At 64.4% G+C, this 14682-nt stretch carries 13 protein-coding genes and 1 pseudogene; 1 reads left to right on the forward strand and 13 read right to left on the reverse strand.

Features of this window, described 5'->3' with window-relative positions; all coding sequences use genetic code 11:
* The 5 genes and pseudogenes from EOD15_RS14075 to EOD15_RS14095 form a co-directional block, all read right to left on the reverse strand.
* A pseudogene (locus EOD15_RS14075) lies at positions 1-206 on the reverse strand (nitrate ABC transporter, permease protein); the annotation flags it as partial.
* Between the two features lie 70 nt (positions 207-276).
* The gene (locus EOD15_RS14080; RefSeq protein ID WP_127408570.1) at positions 277-1593 is read right to left on the reverse strand and encodes a CmpA/NrtA family ABC transporter substrate-binding protein; all 1317 of its coding nucleotides are present in this window, start codon (positions 1591-1593) and stop codon (positions 277-279) included.
* 356 nt (positions 1594-1949) lie between these two features.
* Positions 1950-3188, reverse strand: a complete 1239-nt coding sequence (locus EOD15_RS14085) for a CmpA/NrtA family ABC transporter substrate-binding protein (protein ID WP_164762009.1) — start codon at positions 3186-3188, stop codon at positions 1950-1952.
* 2 nt (positions 3189-3190) lie between these two features.
* Complete coding sequence (locus EOD15_RS14090; RefSeq protein WP_127267110.1) at positions 3191-3793, reverse strand: ANTAR domain-containing response regulator; 603 nt, start codon at positions 3791-3793, stop codon at positions 3191-3193.
* Between the two features lie 82 nt (positions 3794-3875).
* Positions 3876-5945, reverse strand: coding sequence for an NAD(P)-binding protein (locus tag EOD15_RS14095; RefSeq protein ID WP_127408571.1), 2070 nt, complete (start codon positions 5943-5945; stop codon positions 3876-3878).
* 277 nt (positions 5946-6222) lie between these two features.
* On the opposite strand from EOD15_RS14095, the gene argE reads away from it, so the two are divergent.
* Entirely contained in the window at positions 6223-7383 is a 1161-nt protein-coding gene (gene argE / locus EOD15_RS14100) for an acetylornithine deacetylase (protein WP_127323173.1), read from the forward strand.
* A gap of 6 nt (positions 7384-7389) precedes the next feature.
* On the opposite strand, the gene EOD15_RS14105 is transcribed toward argE, so the two are convergent.
* From EOD15_RS14105 to EOD15_RS14140, 8 genes are all read right to left on the reverse strand, one after another.
* Positions 7390-8346 carry a LysR family transcriptional regulator gene (locus tag EOD15_RS14105; protein ID WP_127267113.1) on the reverse strand — a complete coding sequence of 319 codons (957 nt, stop codon included), beginning with the start codon at positions 8344-8346 and terminating at the stop codon, positions 7390-7392.
* Between the two features lie 151 nt (positions 8347-8497).
* Complete coding sequence (locus tag EOD15_RS14110; protein WP_127320624.1) at positions 8498-9988, reverse strand: aldehyde dehydrogenase; 1491 nt, start codon at positions 9986-9988, stop codon at positions 8498-8500.
* Positions 9989-10009: 21 nt separating this feature from the next.
* Positions 10010-10684 carry a DUF1028 domain-containing protein gene (locus EOD15_RS14115; protein ID WP_127320625.1) on the reverse strand — a complete coding sequence of 225 codons (675 nt, stop codon included), beginning with the start codon at positions 10682-10684 and terminating at the stop codon, positions 10010-10012.
* 4 nt (positions 10685-10688) lie between these two features.
* On the reverse strand, positions 10689-11105 hold the full coding sequence (locus EOD15_RS14120; protein ID WP_127320626.1) for a RidA family protein: 417 nt from the start codon (positions 11103-11105) through the stop codon (positions 10689-10691).
* A gap of 41 nt (positions 11106-11146) precedes the next feature.
* On the reverse strand, positions 11147-12421 hold the full coding sequence (locus EOD15_RS14125; protein WP_127320627.1) for an NAD(P)/FAD-dependent oxidoreductase: 1275 nt from the start codon (positions 12419-12421) through the stop codon (positions 11147-11149).
* A 203-nt stretch (positions 12422-12624) separates the two neighbouring features.
* Positions 12625-13326, reverse strand: a complete 702-nt coding sequence (locus tag EOD15_RS14130) for an ABC transporter ATP-binding protein (protein ID WP_127320628.1) — start codon at positions 13324-13326, stop codon at positions 12625-12627.
* Positions 13319-14104 carry an ABC transporter ATP-binding protein gene (locus EOD15_RS14135; protein WP_245463669.1) on the reverse strand — a complete coding sequence of 262 codons (786 nt, stop codon included), beginning with the start codon at positions 14102-14104 and terminating at the stop codon, positions 13319-13321. The genes EOD15_RS14130 and EOD15_RS14135 overlap by 8 nt, the downstream gene beginning before the upstream one ends.
* On the reverse strand, positions 14101-14682 hold a 582-nt coding region (locus tag EOD15_RS14140; protein WP_148129549.1), incomplete at its 5' end, for a branched-chain amino acid ABC transporter permease. The genes EOD15_RS14140 and EOD15_RS14135, both read right to left, overlap by 4 nt.

Here is a 14682-nt window from a genome sequence, read left to right on the forward strand (position 1 = left end):
CTTGATGTCGGCGACGAACAGGCGATCTGCCAGACGACCAGCATCAGCGCGATCACGATGATGGGCGGCACCAGCGCGCTCGCCACTTTGCCGGCGATGGCGAGCGGATCGAAGCGACGCCTTGCTTTGGCAGTGAAGGCGATGACCTCCGCCGGCTTGGCAGGAAAGGCCTTCACCTTGGTGTCCTCGATAGTCTGGATCGACATGTCTGGGGAAAACTCCGTGGGGCAGATAATTCGAGCGACAAACGGCGCAATGCGCCGTTTGCGCAGGGGTTCAGGCCGATGCCTTGATCTTCAGGCTATCGAGATAGGCGGACGGGTTGGCCGGATCGAAGATCTTGCCGTCGAAGAAGGTCTCGACGCCGCGCGACGGCGACGCCGGAACGTCGGCAGCCGCAACGCCGAGATCCTTGGCCGCCTCGCGCCACAGATCCTCGCGGTTGACCTGATCGACCAGCGCCTTGATGTCGGTGGTCGGCGCGAACTTGCCCCAGCGGATGTTCTCGGCGAGGAACCACGTATCGTGGCTCTTGAAAGGATAGGAGACGCCGCCCTTCCAGAACTTCATGGAGAGATCGGTGCCGTTGGCGACGCGGCCATTGCCGTAGTTGATGTCGCCCTTGAGGCGGCCGATGATGTCGGCGACGGGCACGTTCATCCATTGCCGCTTGCCGATGATGGCGGCCATCTCGTCCTTGTTCTCAGCGGCCTCGCACCATTGCTGGGCTTCCATGACGGCCATCAGGATCGCCTTGGTGGCGTTCGGGTATTTCTCGATGAATTCGGCACGCAGGCCGAGCGCCTTTTCCGGATGGCCCTTCCACAATTCGCCCGTCGTGGCGGCGGTGAAACCGACGCCCTGATGGACGAGCTGCTCGTTCCACGGCTCGCCGACGCAGAACACGTCCATGTTGCCGACCTTCATGTTGGCCACCATCTGCGGCGGCGGCACGACGATGGTCGAGACGTCTTTGTCGGGATCGATGCCACCGGCCGCCAGCCAGTAGCGCAGCCACAAATCATGCGTGCCGCCCGGGAAGGTCATGGCGGCCTTGATCTCCTTGCCAGCCGCTTTCTTGGCGGCAAAAGCGTCTTTCAGCTTCGAGGCGTCGAGACCGACACCGGTGCCGGCATATTCCTGGGCGACCGAAATGCCTTGGCAGTCGTAGTTGAGCCGCGCCACGATCGCCATCGGCATCGGCTGGTTGTTCTGCGTCACCTTGCCCGTGTGCATGAGGTAAGGCAGCGGCGTCAGGATATGGGCGCCGTCGATGCCGTTGGCCGCGCCGCCGAGCATCAGATTGTCGCGTGTCGCACCCCAGGAGGCCTGCTTGAGCACCTCGACATCGGGCATGCCGAACTTGGCGAACAGCCCCTTCTCCTTGGCGATCATCAGCGGTGCCGCATCGGTGAGGGCAATGAAGCCGAGCTTGGCCCCGGTGACCTCCGGAGTGGCGGTCGCAGCATAGGCGCCGGAAGGGAAGAGCTTGCGGGCCGCCACGAACAGGCCGGCCGTCATCGCGCTGCTGACGAGAAAATCGCGGCGCGTCATGTCCTTGAGGGTCGTTCCAGTCCTGATCCGTTTCGTCATCGTCGTCTCCGGTTGGGCGCGGCTTGGGATCCGCGTCGTCGATTGCGTGTTGATCAAAACAAAAAAGCCGCCAGCCAGGTCTTCGCGTCCGGGTGACCGGGAGCGCGCATTAACCTGAGCGGCAGCTTTGCCTGTGGCGCCCGTCATTGGACGCCTGTTCCGTGACCCGCGAAGGGCCTGTCTATTTCAAAGCAGGAACCGTGCCAGTTTTGAGAGAGGTGAAAAAGATCAATTAAATCAGCAACCCGCGCCGATCGCGGACGCACCGGGTCGTATAGCCGGAAGGCCAAAGATTGTTCATTCGGGCAATCGCGCGCACAATTTTTGTGCAATGCACAAGAATGACGCGGAAATGTTCAGGCTTCCGCGCGAGCCGATTTCTGGCCGGTAATGTAGGCGTCGACCTCGTCCGGATCGAAGATCTGGCCGTCGAAGAAACCGTCCGGACCGAGCACAAGGCCGGCGCCTGTCGCGCCGACCGCGGTGGCAACTTGGAGCGCACCCTCGACTTTCGAATTGGCGCCGGGAAGCGCCACACCAAGCGGCTTCAGAGCCGAACGGTAGAGGTCGGGCCGGTAGCAGTTGCGGGCGATGGCAAGGTTTTCCGGCGTGTGCGCCACGTGCCCCCAGCGCACCATCTGCGTGTAGAACCACAGCGCATGGCTCTTCCATGGAAAGTTCGCTGCCTTGTCGAACGGGAGGAAGAAGTCGTCGATGGTCCGCTCCGCGCCGCCGCCCAGTCGGAGATGACCGGTCAGGATCGGCATCTGCACGGCCGGCGGCAGACCGAGAAAGCCGGCCTGCGCCATCACAGCCGCCAATTCGCCACGGTTGGCCGGATCCTGGCACCAGCGCGCCGAGTGATGCAGCGCACGCAGCAGCGCCGCCAGTGCCTCGGGGTTTTCGTCTGCCCACGCCTTGCGTACGCCGATCACCTTCTCCGGGCTGTTACGCCATATCCGCGCCTTGACGGTGACGATATGCCCGGTGCCGGCGGCAACCGCAGCACTGTTCCAGGGTTCGCCTGCGCAGTACCCGTCGATGCGGCCGGTGGCCAGCGCATCCGCCATGAAGGGCGGCGGCACGATGACGATCTCGATTTCGCGCGCCGGATCGATGCCGCAGGCGGCGAGCCAATAGCGCAATTCGTAATTGTGCCCGGAATGCGGATGCACCACGGCGAAGCGCAGCGGGTCGCCACCGGCCGCAGCGCGCTCGCGAATGAGCGCGCGCAACGCCGCACCGGCGCGCGCCGGATCAAGATCGGCTTCGGCGCCGTGCGCCACCATTCCGGCCCAGACGGTGTTGGAGACGGTGACGCAATTGCCGCCGAGCCCGAGCGAGAACGGCACGATGGTTTCCGAAGCGAGTGGCGTCAGCCCGAGATTGCAGGCGAGCGGCATCGGTCCCAGCATATGCGCGAGATGAAAGTGACCGATGGCGATGCGGTCGCGAATGTTGGCCCAGGACGTCTCGCGGTGTAGGGTGAGGTCGATGCCTTCTCGTGCGGCAAAGCCAAGCTCCCCGGCCGCGACCAGCACGGCGCTGTCGAAAAGCGGCATGAAACCGGCGGTGATCTGGTGCGCAGCAGTCATGCTCATTCGTCCTCCGGCGGTCCCAGCAGCCCGGCGGCAGTCACCAGGCTCTGGGCGATGTCGCCGATCTTGCGGTTCTGGTTCATCGCCGTCTTGCGCAGCAGCGTGTAGGCCGCCTCTTCGGAGAGGCCGCGCGACTTCATCAGGATGCCCTTGGCGCGGTCGATCACCTTGCGGCTCTCGAGCTCGCCGCGAACCTCTTCCAGTTCGCGCGCCATGCGCGAAAAAGCGTTGAAACGGCTGACCGCCATGTCGAGGATCGGCTTGACGCGCTCTTGCCGCAGACCGTCGACGACATAGGCCGAAACGCCGGCATCGACCGCCGCCTCGATCGAGGCCTGGTCGGAGCGGTCGACGAACATGGCGATCGGCCGTTTCACGGCGCGCGACAGCTGGAACATGTTTTCCAGCATGTCGCGGTTCGGGTTCTCGAGATCGATGACGATGACATCGGGCTCGATCTCGGCGATCCGCCGCGCAATGCCGGTCACGTCATGGATGACGGTGACCCGCTCATGGCCGGCCTCGCGCAACCCCGCCTCGATGATCGCGGCGCGGATGCGGTTTTCATCGATCACCAGGACGGCGAGTGCGGTTCGAACCATGCCTGCATTGTGACCAAGCGAAGGAATTGTGCAATGCAGTACGGTCGAACAACCCAATATTCGGTGACCGCGCCACCGGCGCCTAATCCACCGCCAGCGCCGTGACCTCGCGGCGGAAGGGCAGTGCGTCGCCGATGTCGGCTTCGTCCAGCTCGCGGGCGAAGCGGTGGCCGGCGTAGGTTGCCCAGGCGATCGGGCCAGGCGCCTCGGCATCGCCGATGACTTTGATCGAGCGGATGCCGCTATCGGCCCATTGATCCCGCCGCGCCTTCAGTTCGCACCAGACGCCATCGTCCTGTTGGCGCGACGTCACGAGCACGACGGCGTCCGCGGCGAAGTCGCGTTGGCTGCCCGTATAGGCGCACGCAGTGGCAACCCCGCCCGCCACGATGCGCGTCACGGCCCGGTTCAGCACGATCTCGACGCCGAGTTCGGCCAGCCGGCGATGGATGGCGCCCTGCTCCAGCGTGTTGCGGGTCCAGTCGGACACATAGGCCGACGGCGTCACCAGCGTCACCTTCGCGCCCTGCCGCGCCATCAGCTCGGCCAGGACACCGCCCATGTAATAGTGGTCGTCGTCGAACAGCACGACGCCGCCGGTCGGCACATTGCCGCCCATCAAATCGTCCGGCGTGTAGACCGGCATGGCCGGGTCCACCGGCATCGGCACGACATGCGCGCGCGCCACGCCGTCACGGCGCCATGTCGAGCCGGTGGCAACGGCAATGTTCTGGAAGCCGAAGGCGAGAATATCCTCGGCCGACAACCGGCTTTCGAAATAGACGTCGACATTGGACATCTGGCTGATTTGGTACTGGCGGTAGTCGCGCACGGGTCCCCATGCCGAGAGACCGGGCAAGCGGCATTCGCGCGCCACGCGGCCGCCGAGTTCGGTGCCGGCTTCGGCGATGGCCACTTGGTAGCCGCGCAGGCCGAGTGCCCTGGCGGCTTCCAGCCCGGCGGGGCCGGCTCCGACGATCAGCACGCTGTCGCTGTCGCCCTTGGCCTGCATCCGCTCGGGATGCCAGCCCTTGCGCCACTCCTCCATGAAGGTCGGGTTCTGCGTGCAGCGAGAGATCGACATGGTCATGTCTCCGGTGATGCAGATGTTGCAGCCGATGCATTCGCGAATGTCCTCGATCCGCCCCTCCTCCACCTTCTTCGGCAGGAAGGGATCGGCAATCGACGGCCGCGCGCAGCCAATGAAGTCCAGCGTGCCGGACCTGATCATCTTCACCATCACATCAGGCGAGGTGAACCGCCCGACGCCGACGACCGGCTTCGAGGTCAGCGTCTTGATGCCGGACACCAGGCTCTCCTGCGCGCCCTCCTCCTTGAACCGCGACGGCCCCGAGCAATCCTCCCATGCGCCATGCGCCAGGTCCCAGAGGTCTGGCAGGTCGGCATGCATCTCGATCATGTCGCGCACTTCGGAATTGGCAAAGCCGAGCTCACCGATCATCTCGTCCAGCGACAGCCGCAGCGTCAGGCCGCACGTGTCGCCGATGGCGTCCCTGCCCTCTTCGATCAGCTCACGCATCAGCCGCGAGCGGTTCTCCAGCGAGCCCCCATATTCGTCGCTGCGCTGGTTGGTGGCGGTGGACAGGAAGTGCTGGATGATGCCGAAGCCATGCGCGCCGTAGAGGCAGACCAGGTCGAAGCCCGCCAGCCTGGCACGCTTGAATGCATTGCGGTGCCAGCGGCGCAGGTCGCGAAGATCCTGCTTGTCCATGGCGCGCGCTTGGACCGGATCGTTGGTGAAGGTTCGGATCGGCAGGGCCGACGGTCCGCGCGGTACCTCCTTGGTGTAGAGGTTGGGACCGTTGATGCCTGAATAGGCCAACTGGATGCCGGCCAGCGCGCCATGCTGGTGCATGGCCTCTGCCATCTTCGCCAACGCCGGGATATCGGCGTCGTCCCACAGCCTGAGCTCGATGAAGGGCGTGATCTCCGATGTGTGGTGCATCTCAGTCTGCTCGGTGAAGATGACGCCCCAGCCGCCTTCCGACTTGATGCGGCGCATCTCGGCCGCGGCCGAAGGATCGCGATAGCCGCCGCCATTGCAATGCGGAACCTGATAGAAGCGGTTCTTGGCGGTCACCGGACCGATCTTCACGGGCTCGAACAGAATGTCGTAGCGCGGATCGCGCATGGAACGTGCCTTCCTGCCAGCGTCGCCTTGCAGCATGCCCGATCATGGTTTCGAGCCGTGGCGCAAGCCGGCCGGCCAGTGGGTGATGCCGTGAGACCATTCATAAGTTGCAGCGGGCGCCGGGAAACAACAGATTTCTTCTGTGCCGATTAGGCCGCGCCTAATCGGCAGCACTGCATGGATTAGCATCCGCTGAATCCCGGCTGAGCCAAATGCGACTTCAAGGCCACCGCTGCGCGATGTTAGATAGCGCCCACGGCCAACGAGACATAAACGCATGGACAGCACCCAGATCCTTGAAAAGCTGATCGCGTTCCCGACGGTGAGCCGCAATTCGAACCTCGCCCTCGTCGGTTACGTGGCGGAGCTGCTGGACGCGCATGGCATTGACAGCCGGATCATCCACAGCGAGGACGGCCACAAGGCCAATTTGTTTGCCACCATCGGACCGGCCGACGCTTCCGGCATCATGCTGTCCGGCCACACCGACGTCGTCCCCGTCGACGGCCAGGCCTGGACGCTGCCGCCCTTCGAGATGACGAACCGAGACGGCAAGCTTTACGGACGTGGTACAGCCGACATGAAGGGTTTTGTGGCCTGCGCGCTCGCGGCGTGCCTTAAAGCATCGAAAATGACGCTGCGCACGCCGCTGCATTTGGCGCTCTCCTACGACGAGGAGATCGGCTGCATCGGTGTGCGCAGCCTGATCGACATGCTGCAAGCAGCCCCGCATCGGCCCTTGCTGTGCATCGTGGGCGAGCCCACCGACATGCAGGTGGCGACGGGCCACAAGGGCAAGCTTGCCGCACGCGCGCTTTGCAAGGGACGCGAGGGCCATTCGGCGCTGGCTCCGCTGGCGCTCAATGCTATCCATCTCGGCTGCGATTTCGTCGCCGCCTTGCGCCGCGAACAGGACCGGCTGGTGCGCGATGGCGCCCGCGACGGCGACTACGACATTGCCTACACAACCGTCCATGTCGGCAAGATCAACGCCGGCGTGGCGCTGAACATCGTTCCGAACCTCTGCCAGGTCGACTTCGAGATCCGCAATGTCGCGGCCGACGATCCGCATGAGATTCTCGACCGCCTGCGCAAGGAGGCTGCTCATATTGCTTCCGAAGCCTCGACCATCGCGCCTGAGGCGGCAATCGACATCGACATCACCAACACCTATCCCGGCCTGGACACGCCGGCCAGTTCGCAAGCCGTCGCTTTCATCAAATCGCTGACCGGCGCCAACAACACCATCAAGGTTGCCTACGGCACGGAGGGCGGCCTGTTCAGCCGCGATCTCGGCACGCCGACGGTCGTGTGCGGACCGGGATCGATGGCGCAGGGACACAAGCCGGATGAGTTCGTCAGCGTCGAGCAGATGCGCCGTTGCGATGGCATGCTGGAAAAATTGCTGCAGCGGCTTGCCGACCAGCAGTTGGCCTAACCGGGGCTACTTCTGTGGAAGTGCTGCCTGGCCGACAGCCCGCTCGGCGCCGAACACGCCTTGCTCGACGACGAAATGCCGGCAGTGGTCGATGAACGCCTGGACGGTTTGCGTGCGGTGTTCGGAACTGGGCAAGGCGACGCCCATGGTCAGCGGCCGCAGATCGCCGTCCAGCGGCACGAAGACCAGCGGCTTGCCGTCCGGCGCCAGCGTGTTGAGCGGCCGCATATTGGCGATGCCGTAGCCGAAGCCGTTGGCCACCATGGAACGCATGACGGCGATGTCGCCGGTACGCTCGGCAATGTTGGGGCGGATTCCGCGCTGGTGGAATGCCGACAGAAAATATTCGCGGCTGAACGGCAGGTCGAGCAGCACCATCGGCTCGTCGGCCAGCTCCTCCGTCGTGATCGACGCCTTTGCCGCGAAGCGATGCCCCGCCGGCAGCATGACGTACGCCGGCACCAGCATCAGCGGCTCGAAGGTCATGTCCTGCGACAGTTCGAGATCGTAAGTCAAGGCAAGGTCGATTTCACCGCGCTGCAGCATCTCGAGCAATTGCCCCTGATTGCGCTCGAACTGGCGCACCCGCACATCGGGATAGGCGCGCTCGAACCGCATGCGCAGCGCCGGCAGCACGATTTGCGCAAAGGTCAGTAGGCATCCCACCGCCAGCGGGCCGCGCACCTTCTCGGCAAAGTCGCCGGCGACGTCGTGCAAGGCGTCGGCATCGTTGAGCAGCCGGGCGGCTTCCTTGAGGAAGATGCGGCCACCGGCGGTGAGCGAGAGGCCGTGCGAATGCTTGCGGACAAACAGCTGGACACCGAACTCGGTTTCCAGTTGTGCGATCGAGGCCGAAATCGACGGCGGCGACACATTGACCTGTTCGGCCGCCTTAGCGATGGAACCGGCTTCGCCCACGGCGACGAAATATTCCAGCTGTCTGAGCGTGAAGCGTAGCGGCATGGCTGGCTATGTTGCCGGTTTGAGGGCTTCGATCAAGCCTAATGCATGTCGCGCAAAAGTGGCCCCGGTTTTGCGCAAATGACATGCATAGAGCAAAGGCCTAAAGCGCATCGCTTGAATCCGTTCAATCGCGATGCGCTTTAGGCGCCCATCAGTATTTGATCCATGTCGTTTTGAGCGCGGTGTATTTGTCGAGCGCATGCAGCGACAGGTCGCGGCCGAAGCCGGATTGCTTGAAACCGCCGAACGGCGTCATCGGGCTCAGCGCGTCGACCGTGTTGACGGAAACCGTGCCGGCATGCAGCCGGCCGGCGATACGATGCGCGCGCGACAGGCTGTCGGTCCAGAGCGATGCGGCCAGCCCATAAGGGCTGTCATTGGCGATGCGGATCGCGTCGGCCTCGTCGTCGAAGGCGATGACCGAAAGCACCGGCCCGAAGATCTCGTCGCGGGCAATCGGATCGGCGGGCGCGACATTGTCGAAGATGGTCGGCTGGACAAAGCTGCCGCGCCCGTTAACCGTGACCAGGTCGCCGCCCGCGACCAGGCGCGCGGTTTTCTTGCCGGCTTCAACGAAGCGCATGACGTTGGCGGCGTGGCGGGCATCGACCATCGCGCCCATTTTCGAAGCTGGATCGAGCGGATCGCCGGGCTGCGTGGCCGCCGCACGCTGCACCAGTTTCTCCACCAGGGCATCCTTGATGCCGCGCTGGACGAGCAGGCGTGAATTGGCCGAACAGACCTCGCCCTGGTTGAAGAAGATGCCGAAGGCCGCCATGTCGGCTGCCGCGTCGAGATCGCCGCAATCGGCAAAGATGAGGTTCGGGCTCTTGCCGCCGGTCTCCAGCCAGACCTGCTTCATGTTCGACTGGCCGGAATACTGCAGGAACATCTTGCCGACGGCGGTCGAGCCGGTGAAGGCAAGGCAATCCACATCCATGTGGCGGCCAAGCGCCTGGCCGGCGGTTTCGCCAAGGCCGGGCACGACATTGAGCACGCCTGCAGGCAGGCCCGCTTCCATTGCCAGTTCCGCCAGAAGCAGGGCCGACAAAGGCGACTGCTCGGCGGGTTTCAGCACCACCGAATTGCCTGCCGCCAGTGCCGGCGCACATTTCCAGGTCGCCATGTCGAGCGGGAAATTCCACGGCACTACCGCACCGACCACGCCAAGCGGCTCGCGCCGCACCAGCACCAGATCGCCTTCGCCGGTCGGTGCCACCTCGCCGTAGATCTTGTCGATGGCCTCGCCATACCATTGGAAGATCGCCGCCGAGCCGGGGACGTCGACCGCGGCCGCATCCCTGACCAGTTTGCCCATGTCGAGCGATTCCAGCAGGGCCAGTTCATGCAGGTTTTCGCGCAGCAGCTGCGCCAGCCGCAGCAAGACCTCCTTGCGGTGCGCCGGACTGGTGCGCGACCAGACACCCGCATTGAAGCTGCGCCGAGCCGCGGCAACCGCCAGATCGATATCTTCCTCGCCGCAGGACGCCACTTCGGCCAGCACCTCGCCGGTTGCCGGATTGACGCTGGCGAAGGTCCGGCCCGAACGCGCCGCGACCGTCTTGCCGTCGATGAACGCCTTGTCGCGAAAACGGATCGCCGACGCCTTGCCGATCCAGTCCTTGTGGCTGAGCTCGCTCATCGCAGGTGACCCCTGTCTTGACTATTCGTCGCCCGGCACGCCGTAGCTCGGCGCATCGGATGGGTTTATGGCGCGGGTCACATAGGCATCGAGCTGTGGCTTGTAGAGTTCCCACAGCGTCGCCAATTGCTCGATCGGGCAGTCGTCGGTCCAGTCGCAGCGCAGGTCGGCGACCGGCCACGCAACCTCGCGCACCAGCTTCATGCCAGCCGAATGGACCGGGCCGGCCTCGCCGCCCGCTTTCAGCGCGGCGCGCATGGTCGCGATGAGGCGGTCGCCGAGATGCCCTTCCGACGCCAGGAAGGCCTCGACCATGGCTTGCGGAACGCCGTCATGGGCCAGCATGTTGCCGCCGCAGGCGACATTGTCCGCACGCGCCTCCGCCCAGATGCCAAGCGCCTTGGGCCCTGAGTGGATAGCGGTCGTCCCAGCGGCATCGACAGCCAGCACCTGCCGGTATTCGGGATAGGCACCGGTGCGCTTCAATATGGCAATCGCCTCTGCCGCCGACGCGCCGCGCGCCAGCAATTCGAGACCGCGCAGTCCCAGCGTAGGATCGGTGACGTTCTGGCTGGCAATGGCGCCGGCGCCCGCCTGCGCATAGGCGCAGCGCGCCGCCACAGCAGGCGACGAGGAGGACACCGCGACCCCGAACATGCCGGTGCGGCTGCACCGCGCGACGATGGAGAATGTCATGACTTTAATCCGGGATAACTGCGGTGCCGTCGATCTCGACCAGCCAGTCCGGCCGCGCCAGGGCCTGCACGACTAGGCCGGTCGAGACGGGATGCACGCCTTTGATATACTCGCCCATGGTGCGGTAGACCGCCTCGCGATGGCGGACATCGGTAATGTAGACCACCACCTTGACCAAATGCTCGATGGTGCCGCCGCACTCCTCGATCAGCTGGCGGATGTTCTGCATGACCTTGTGCGTCTGTTCGACCGGATCATGGCTTTCGATATTCTTGGCCGTGTCGAGGTCCTGCGGGCATTGGCCGCGCAGATAGACGGTCCTGCCGCCCCGCGTAACGACCGCCTGGCACAGATCATTGTCGAGCTTCTGCTCGGGATAGGTTTCCTTGGTGTTGAACTTGCGAATTCTTATATGGGCCATCTTGGTCTCCGTCAGTCGGCTCGAGGTCGGGACGTCCGTTTCTATGCCACTTTGGTCTCGCGCTTTGCGGACGCATGGTAGGCCAGGTACTTGCGCTGCGTGGAGATATGGTCCGCCACATGCTGGGCGTCGTGCCAGACGCCCCAGATGAAGCTCGACCCCCGCCGCGATTGCCACGGCAGTCCCAGGAAATAGATTCCCGGCTCGGTCGACACGCCGCGCTGGTGCTTCGGCTTGCCCTTTTCGTCAAACACATCGACCTTCAGCCAGTTGTAATCGACGGTGAATCCCGTTGCCCAGATGATCGAACCTATCCCGGCTTCCGCCAGGTTCAGCTCGAGAATGGGATCAGTCATGCATTGCGGGTCCGGTCCGATCTCGCGGGCCGCGGGCTCCTCGGGAAGGTCGAGGCCGTTGCGAGCGACATAGGCGTCGGCCTCGTCCAGCACCGACATGTAGTTCGCATCGCCGCGCGCGATATTGTTAGCCAGATCCGGAGCGAAGGTCATGACCCCTTCCTTGTAGGATTCCGTCCGGCCAACCAGCGTCATCCCTTGCGCGGCAAGACGCCGGAAGTCGATCGTCTGGCCGCCCCGCGCGCCGCTCACCGCGATGGTGACGTGTTCGGTGCCAGGCGCCGGCGCTTGGGCGTCCCATTTGCCCAAAACCCCCAGCCACCAGCAGAAGTCACGCTCGCGATAGGCCCGCGGCGGCCGATCATGCGGCCCGACCGAGAGGTAGACGCGCCGTCCCGCGCGCTGGAGTTCGTCGGCGATCTGCACCCCCGAGGACCCGGAGCCGACCACCAGCACCGCACCTTCGGGCAACTGGCCCGGATTGCGATAGGCGCTGGAATGGATCTGCATCGCTCCGGCATCCCCGGGGACAACCGCCGGAATGACCGGATGCTGGAAAGCCCCGGTAGCGGCAACCACGCTCCTGGCCTCGATCACGCCATCCGAGGTTTCGACCCGGAAGCCGGGACGGCCGACAAGCCTTTCCACGCTCCTGACCTCCACGCCGCAGCGGATGGGGGCAGCGATCATGCCGGCGTAAGCGACAAAATAGTCGGCGACCTTCTCCTTGCCGACAAAGGCGTCGGGACTGGCGTCCGGAAATTCCATGCCGGGAAAACGATCATGCCAGGCGGGACCATTGGCAACCAGCGAGTCCCATCTTTCGGTACGCCAGCGTTCGGCGATGCGGCTCCGCTCGAGCACGAGATGCGGCACCCCGCACTTGCTCAGATGCTCGCTCATGGCCAGCCCCGCCTGGCCGCCGCCAACAACAAGCGTGTCTACCGTTTCGACTGGCATTTCAGCGGCCCTTTCTGGCTCTCCCCGGGAGTGTCTGCGGATGCGGCGGAGATCTGATCGTTGGTTTACTGGAGGCACCGGGCAGCGAAAATTATGATTTCATGTGGCAGTGGTTAGCTTGTCCCTAAATGCCGGGAAGCATGGCCGAAGATGTGGAGCGCGGGGCGTGGATCATCACTGTTGAGTCAGAAGAAACGGACGGCTCAGAGATAGAGGCTTCTGGCCGCCTTGGACGAGAGCAACTCCTTTGCCGGCCCCTCCTGGGCGACCTTACCCTTGACCAGCACATAGCCGCGATCGGCGATGCCCAGCCCCATTTCGGCATTCTGTTCGATCAACAGGATGGTCGTGCCTTGGCGATGGATCTCCCTTGTGATCTCGAAATACTCGCCGATGAGTTTTGGCGAGAGACCGAGCGACGGCTCGTCCATGATCACCAGTCTGGGTTCGCCGATCAGCGCGCGCGCCAGCGCCACCATCGCCTGTTCGCCGCCCGACAAAGTCCCGGCGACCTGGCGCAGGCGCTCCTGGATGCGCGGAAACAGCTTGCACATCTTGTCCAGTTGCACCCCGAAATTGGGTCCCCTGCCCGACACCGCGTCATAGCCCAGGCGCAAATTCTCCATCACGGTCAGGCCGGGGAACAGCCGGCGCCCTTCGGGAACGAGCCCGACGCCGAGCGACGCCAGGTTTTCCGTGCCGAGCGTCGCCATGTCCCTGCCCATCACCTCGACCTTGCCACGCTGCGCCCGCACGACGCCGCAGACTGTCATGAAGGTTGTCGTCTTGCCGGCGCCGTTCGGCCCCAGCAGGCAGACCAGTTCGCCGGGGCGCACGCTCATCGCCACGCCGCGCAGCATCGGCACCGCGCCATAGGAAGTATCGACACCCCTGAGTTCAAGCATGGGCGACCGCCTTCCCGAGATAGGCTTCCTGGACGCGCGGGTCGGCTCGCACCGCCGCGAAGTCGCCCTCGGCGATCTTGCTGCCATAGTCGATGCAGGTGACATGCTGCGGGAACGCTTCGACCACCCGCATGTCGTGCTCGATCAGGACCACCGACAGAGCAGGGTTTTGTACGCGCAGCCGCGTGATGTCGGCCACCAGCGCGTCGGTTTCCGTATCGTCCATGCCGACCGAAGGTTCGTCGAGCAGCAAGAGCTTGGGCTGCGATGCGAGCGCTCGGGCAATTTCCAGGCGCCGCCTGTCGGCTTGGGCCAGTGTACCCGCTGGCCGGTAGCGTTGTTCGAACAGGTCGCCGGAGCCGTGCTTGAGCAGGGTTTCGGCCTTTTCCACGCAAGCCGCCATCTCGCGGCGCGATGCGCCAGGCCTAAACAGCGCGGTCAGCACGCCGGTCCTGGTGCGGGTGTGCATGCCGATGATGACGTTGTCGAGGACACTGAGGTCGGAGAACAGACGCGACGACTGGAATGTGCGGGCGATGCCGCGGTCGACAACTTCGTAGGACGGGCGGCCGGTGATCTCGGCGCCGTCGAAGGTCACGCGACCGGAGGTTGGCCGGTAGACGCCGGTCACGACATTGAACAGCGTCGACTTGCCGGCTCCGTTCGGCCCGATGACGGCGAGCACCGCGCCCTTGTCGATCGACAGGCTGACATCGTTGAGCGCGACCAGGCCGCCGAAGCGCATCGTCAAATTCTCGACCTTGAGAAGCGCGCTCACGGCTCGCCTCCGTAGCGCCGCATGCGTTGCGGGAACAGACCTTGCGGCCGGATCATCAGGAAGCCGATGATGACGACGCCGAAGAACAGCAGGCGGTAGTCGGCGAACGCGCGCAATTTCTCCGGCAGGATGGTCAGCAGGAACGCACCAACGATGACACCGAAAATATTGTCCATGCCGCCGACGATGACCATGGTCATGATGGTGACGGAGACCAGGAAGGTGAAATTGTCGGGAGAAATGTAGGAGACGTAGAAGGCGTAGATCGTGCCGGCGAAGGCGGCGAGAAAGGCGTCGACGGCGAAGGCCAGCACTTTGAACCACGCCACATTGATGCCTTGCGCCTTGGCGGCGATCTCGTCGGCGCGCAGCGCGTTCCAGGCCAGACCGATGCGCGAGCCGTGCAGCCGGTGCGCGGTGACGATGGCGACGACGACCAGTGCGGCCGACAGATAATAGAAATTCGCCTGGCTCGGCAGCTTCCAGCCGAAGATCACCAGCGGATCGGCAAAGGAATGGCCGAACAGGCTGGGCGCCGGAATGCCGACCAGTCCGTTGGGTCCGCCGGTCCAGCTGAA

Origin of the sequence: Mesorhizobium sp. M7A.T.Ca.US.000.02.2.1 (assembly GCF_003996995.1) — a bacterium.
In the GTDB taxonomy this organism is placed as follows: domain Bacteria; phylum Pseudomonadota; class Alphaproteobacteria; order Rhizobiales; family Rhizobiaceae; genus Mesorhizobium.

What these genes read in the sequence shown, in the direction of transcription:
- EOD15_RS14080 (WP_127408570.1), bottom strand. Translation starts at nt 1,593, where the DNA reads ATGACGAAACGGATCAGGACTGGAACGACCCTCAAGGACATGACGCGC.
- EOD15_RS14085 (WP_164762009.1), bottom strand. Translation starts at nt 3,188, where the DNA reads ATGACTGCTGCGCACCAGATCACCGCCGGTTTCATGCCGCTTTTCGAC.
- EOD15_RS14090 (WP_127267110.1), bottom strand. Translation starts at nt 3,793, where the DNA reads ATGGTTCGAACCGCACTCGCCGTCCTGGTGATCGATGAAAACCGCATC.
- EOD15_RS14095 (WP_127408571.1), bottom strand. Translation starts at nt 5,945, where the DNA reads ATGCGCGATCCGCGCTACGACATTCTGTTCGAGCCCGTGAAGATCGGT.
- argE (WP_127323173.1), top strand. Translation starts at nt 6,223, where the DNA reads ATGGACAGCACCCAGATCCTTGAAAAGCTGATCGCGTTCCCGACGGTG.
- EOD15_RS14105 (WP_127267113.1), bottom strand. Translation starts at nt 8,346, where the DNA reads ATGCCGCTACGCTTCACGCTCAGACAGCTGGAATATTTCGTCGCCGTG.
- EOD15_RS14110 (WP_127320624.1), bottom strand. Translation starts at nt 9,988, where the DNA reads ATGAGCGAGCTCAGCCACAAGGACTGGATCGGCAAGGCGTCGGCGATC.
- EOD15_RS14115 (WP_127320625.1), bottom strand. Translation starts at nt 10,684, where the DNA reads ATGACATTCTCCATCGTCGCGCGGTGCAGCCGCACCGGCATGTTCGGG.
- EOD15_RS14120 (WP_127320626.1), bottom strand. Translation starts at nt 11,105, where the DNA reads ATGGCCCATATAAGAATTCGCAAGTTCAACACCAAGGAAACCTATCCC.
- EOD15_RS14125 (WP_127320627.1), bottom strand. Translation starts at nt 12,421, where the DNA reads ATGCCAGTCGAAACGGTAGACACGCTTGTTGTTGGCGGCGGCCAGGCG.
- EOD15_RS14130 (WP_127320628.1), bottom strand. Translation starts at nt 13,326, where the DNA reads ATGCTTGAACTCAGGGGTGTCGATACTTCCTATGGCGCGGTGCCGATG.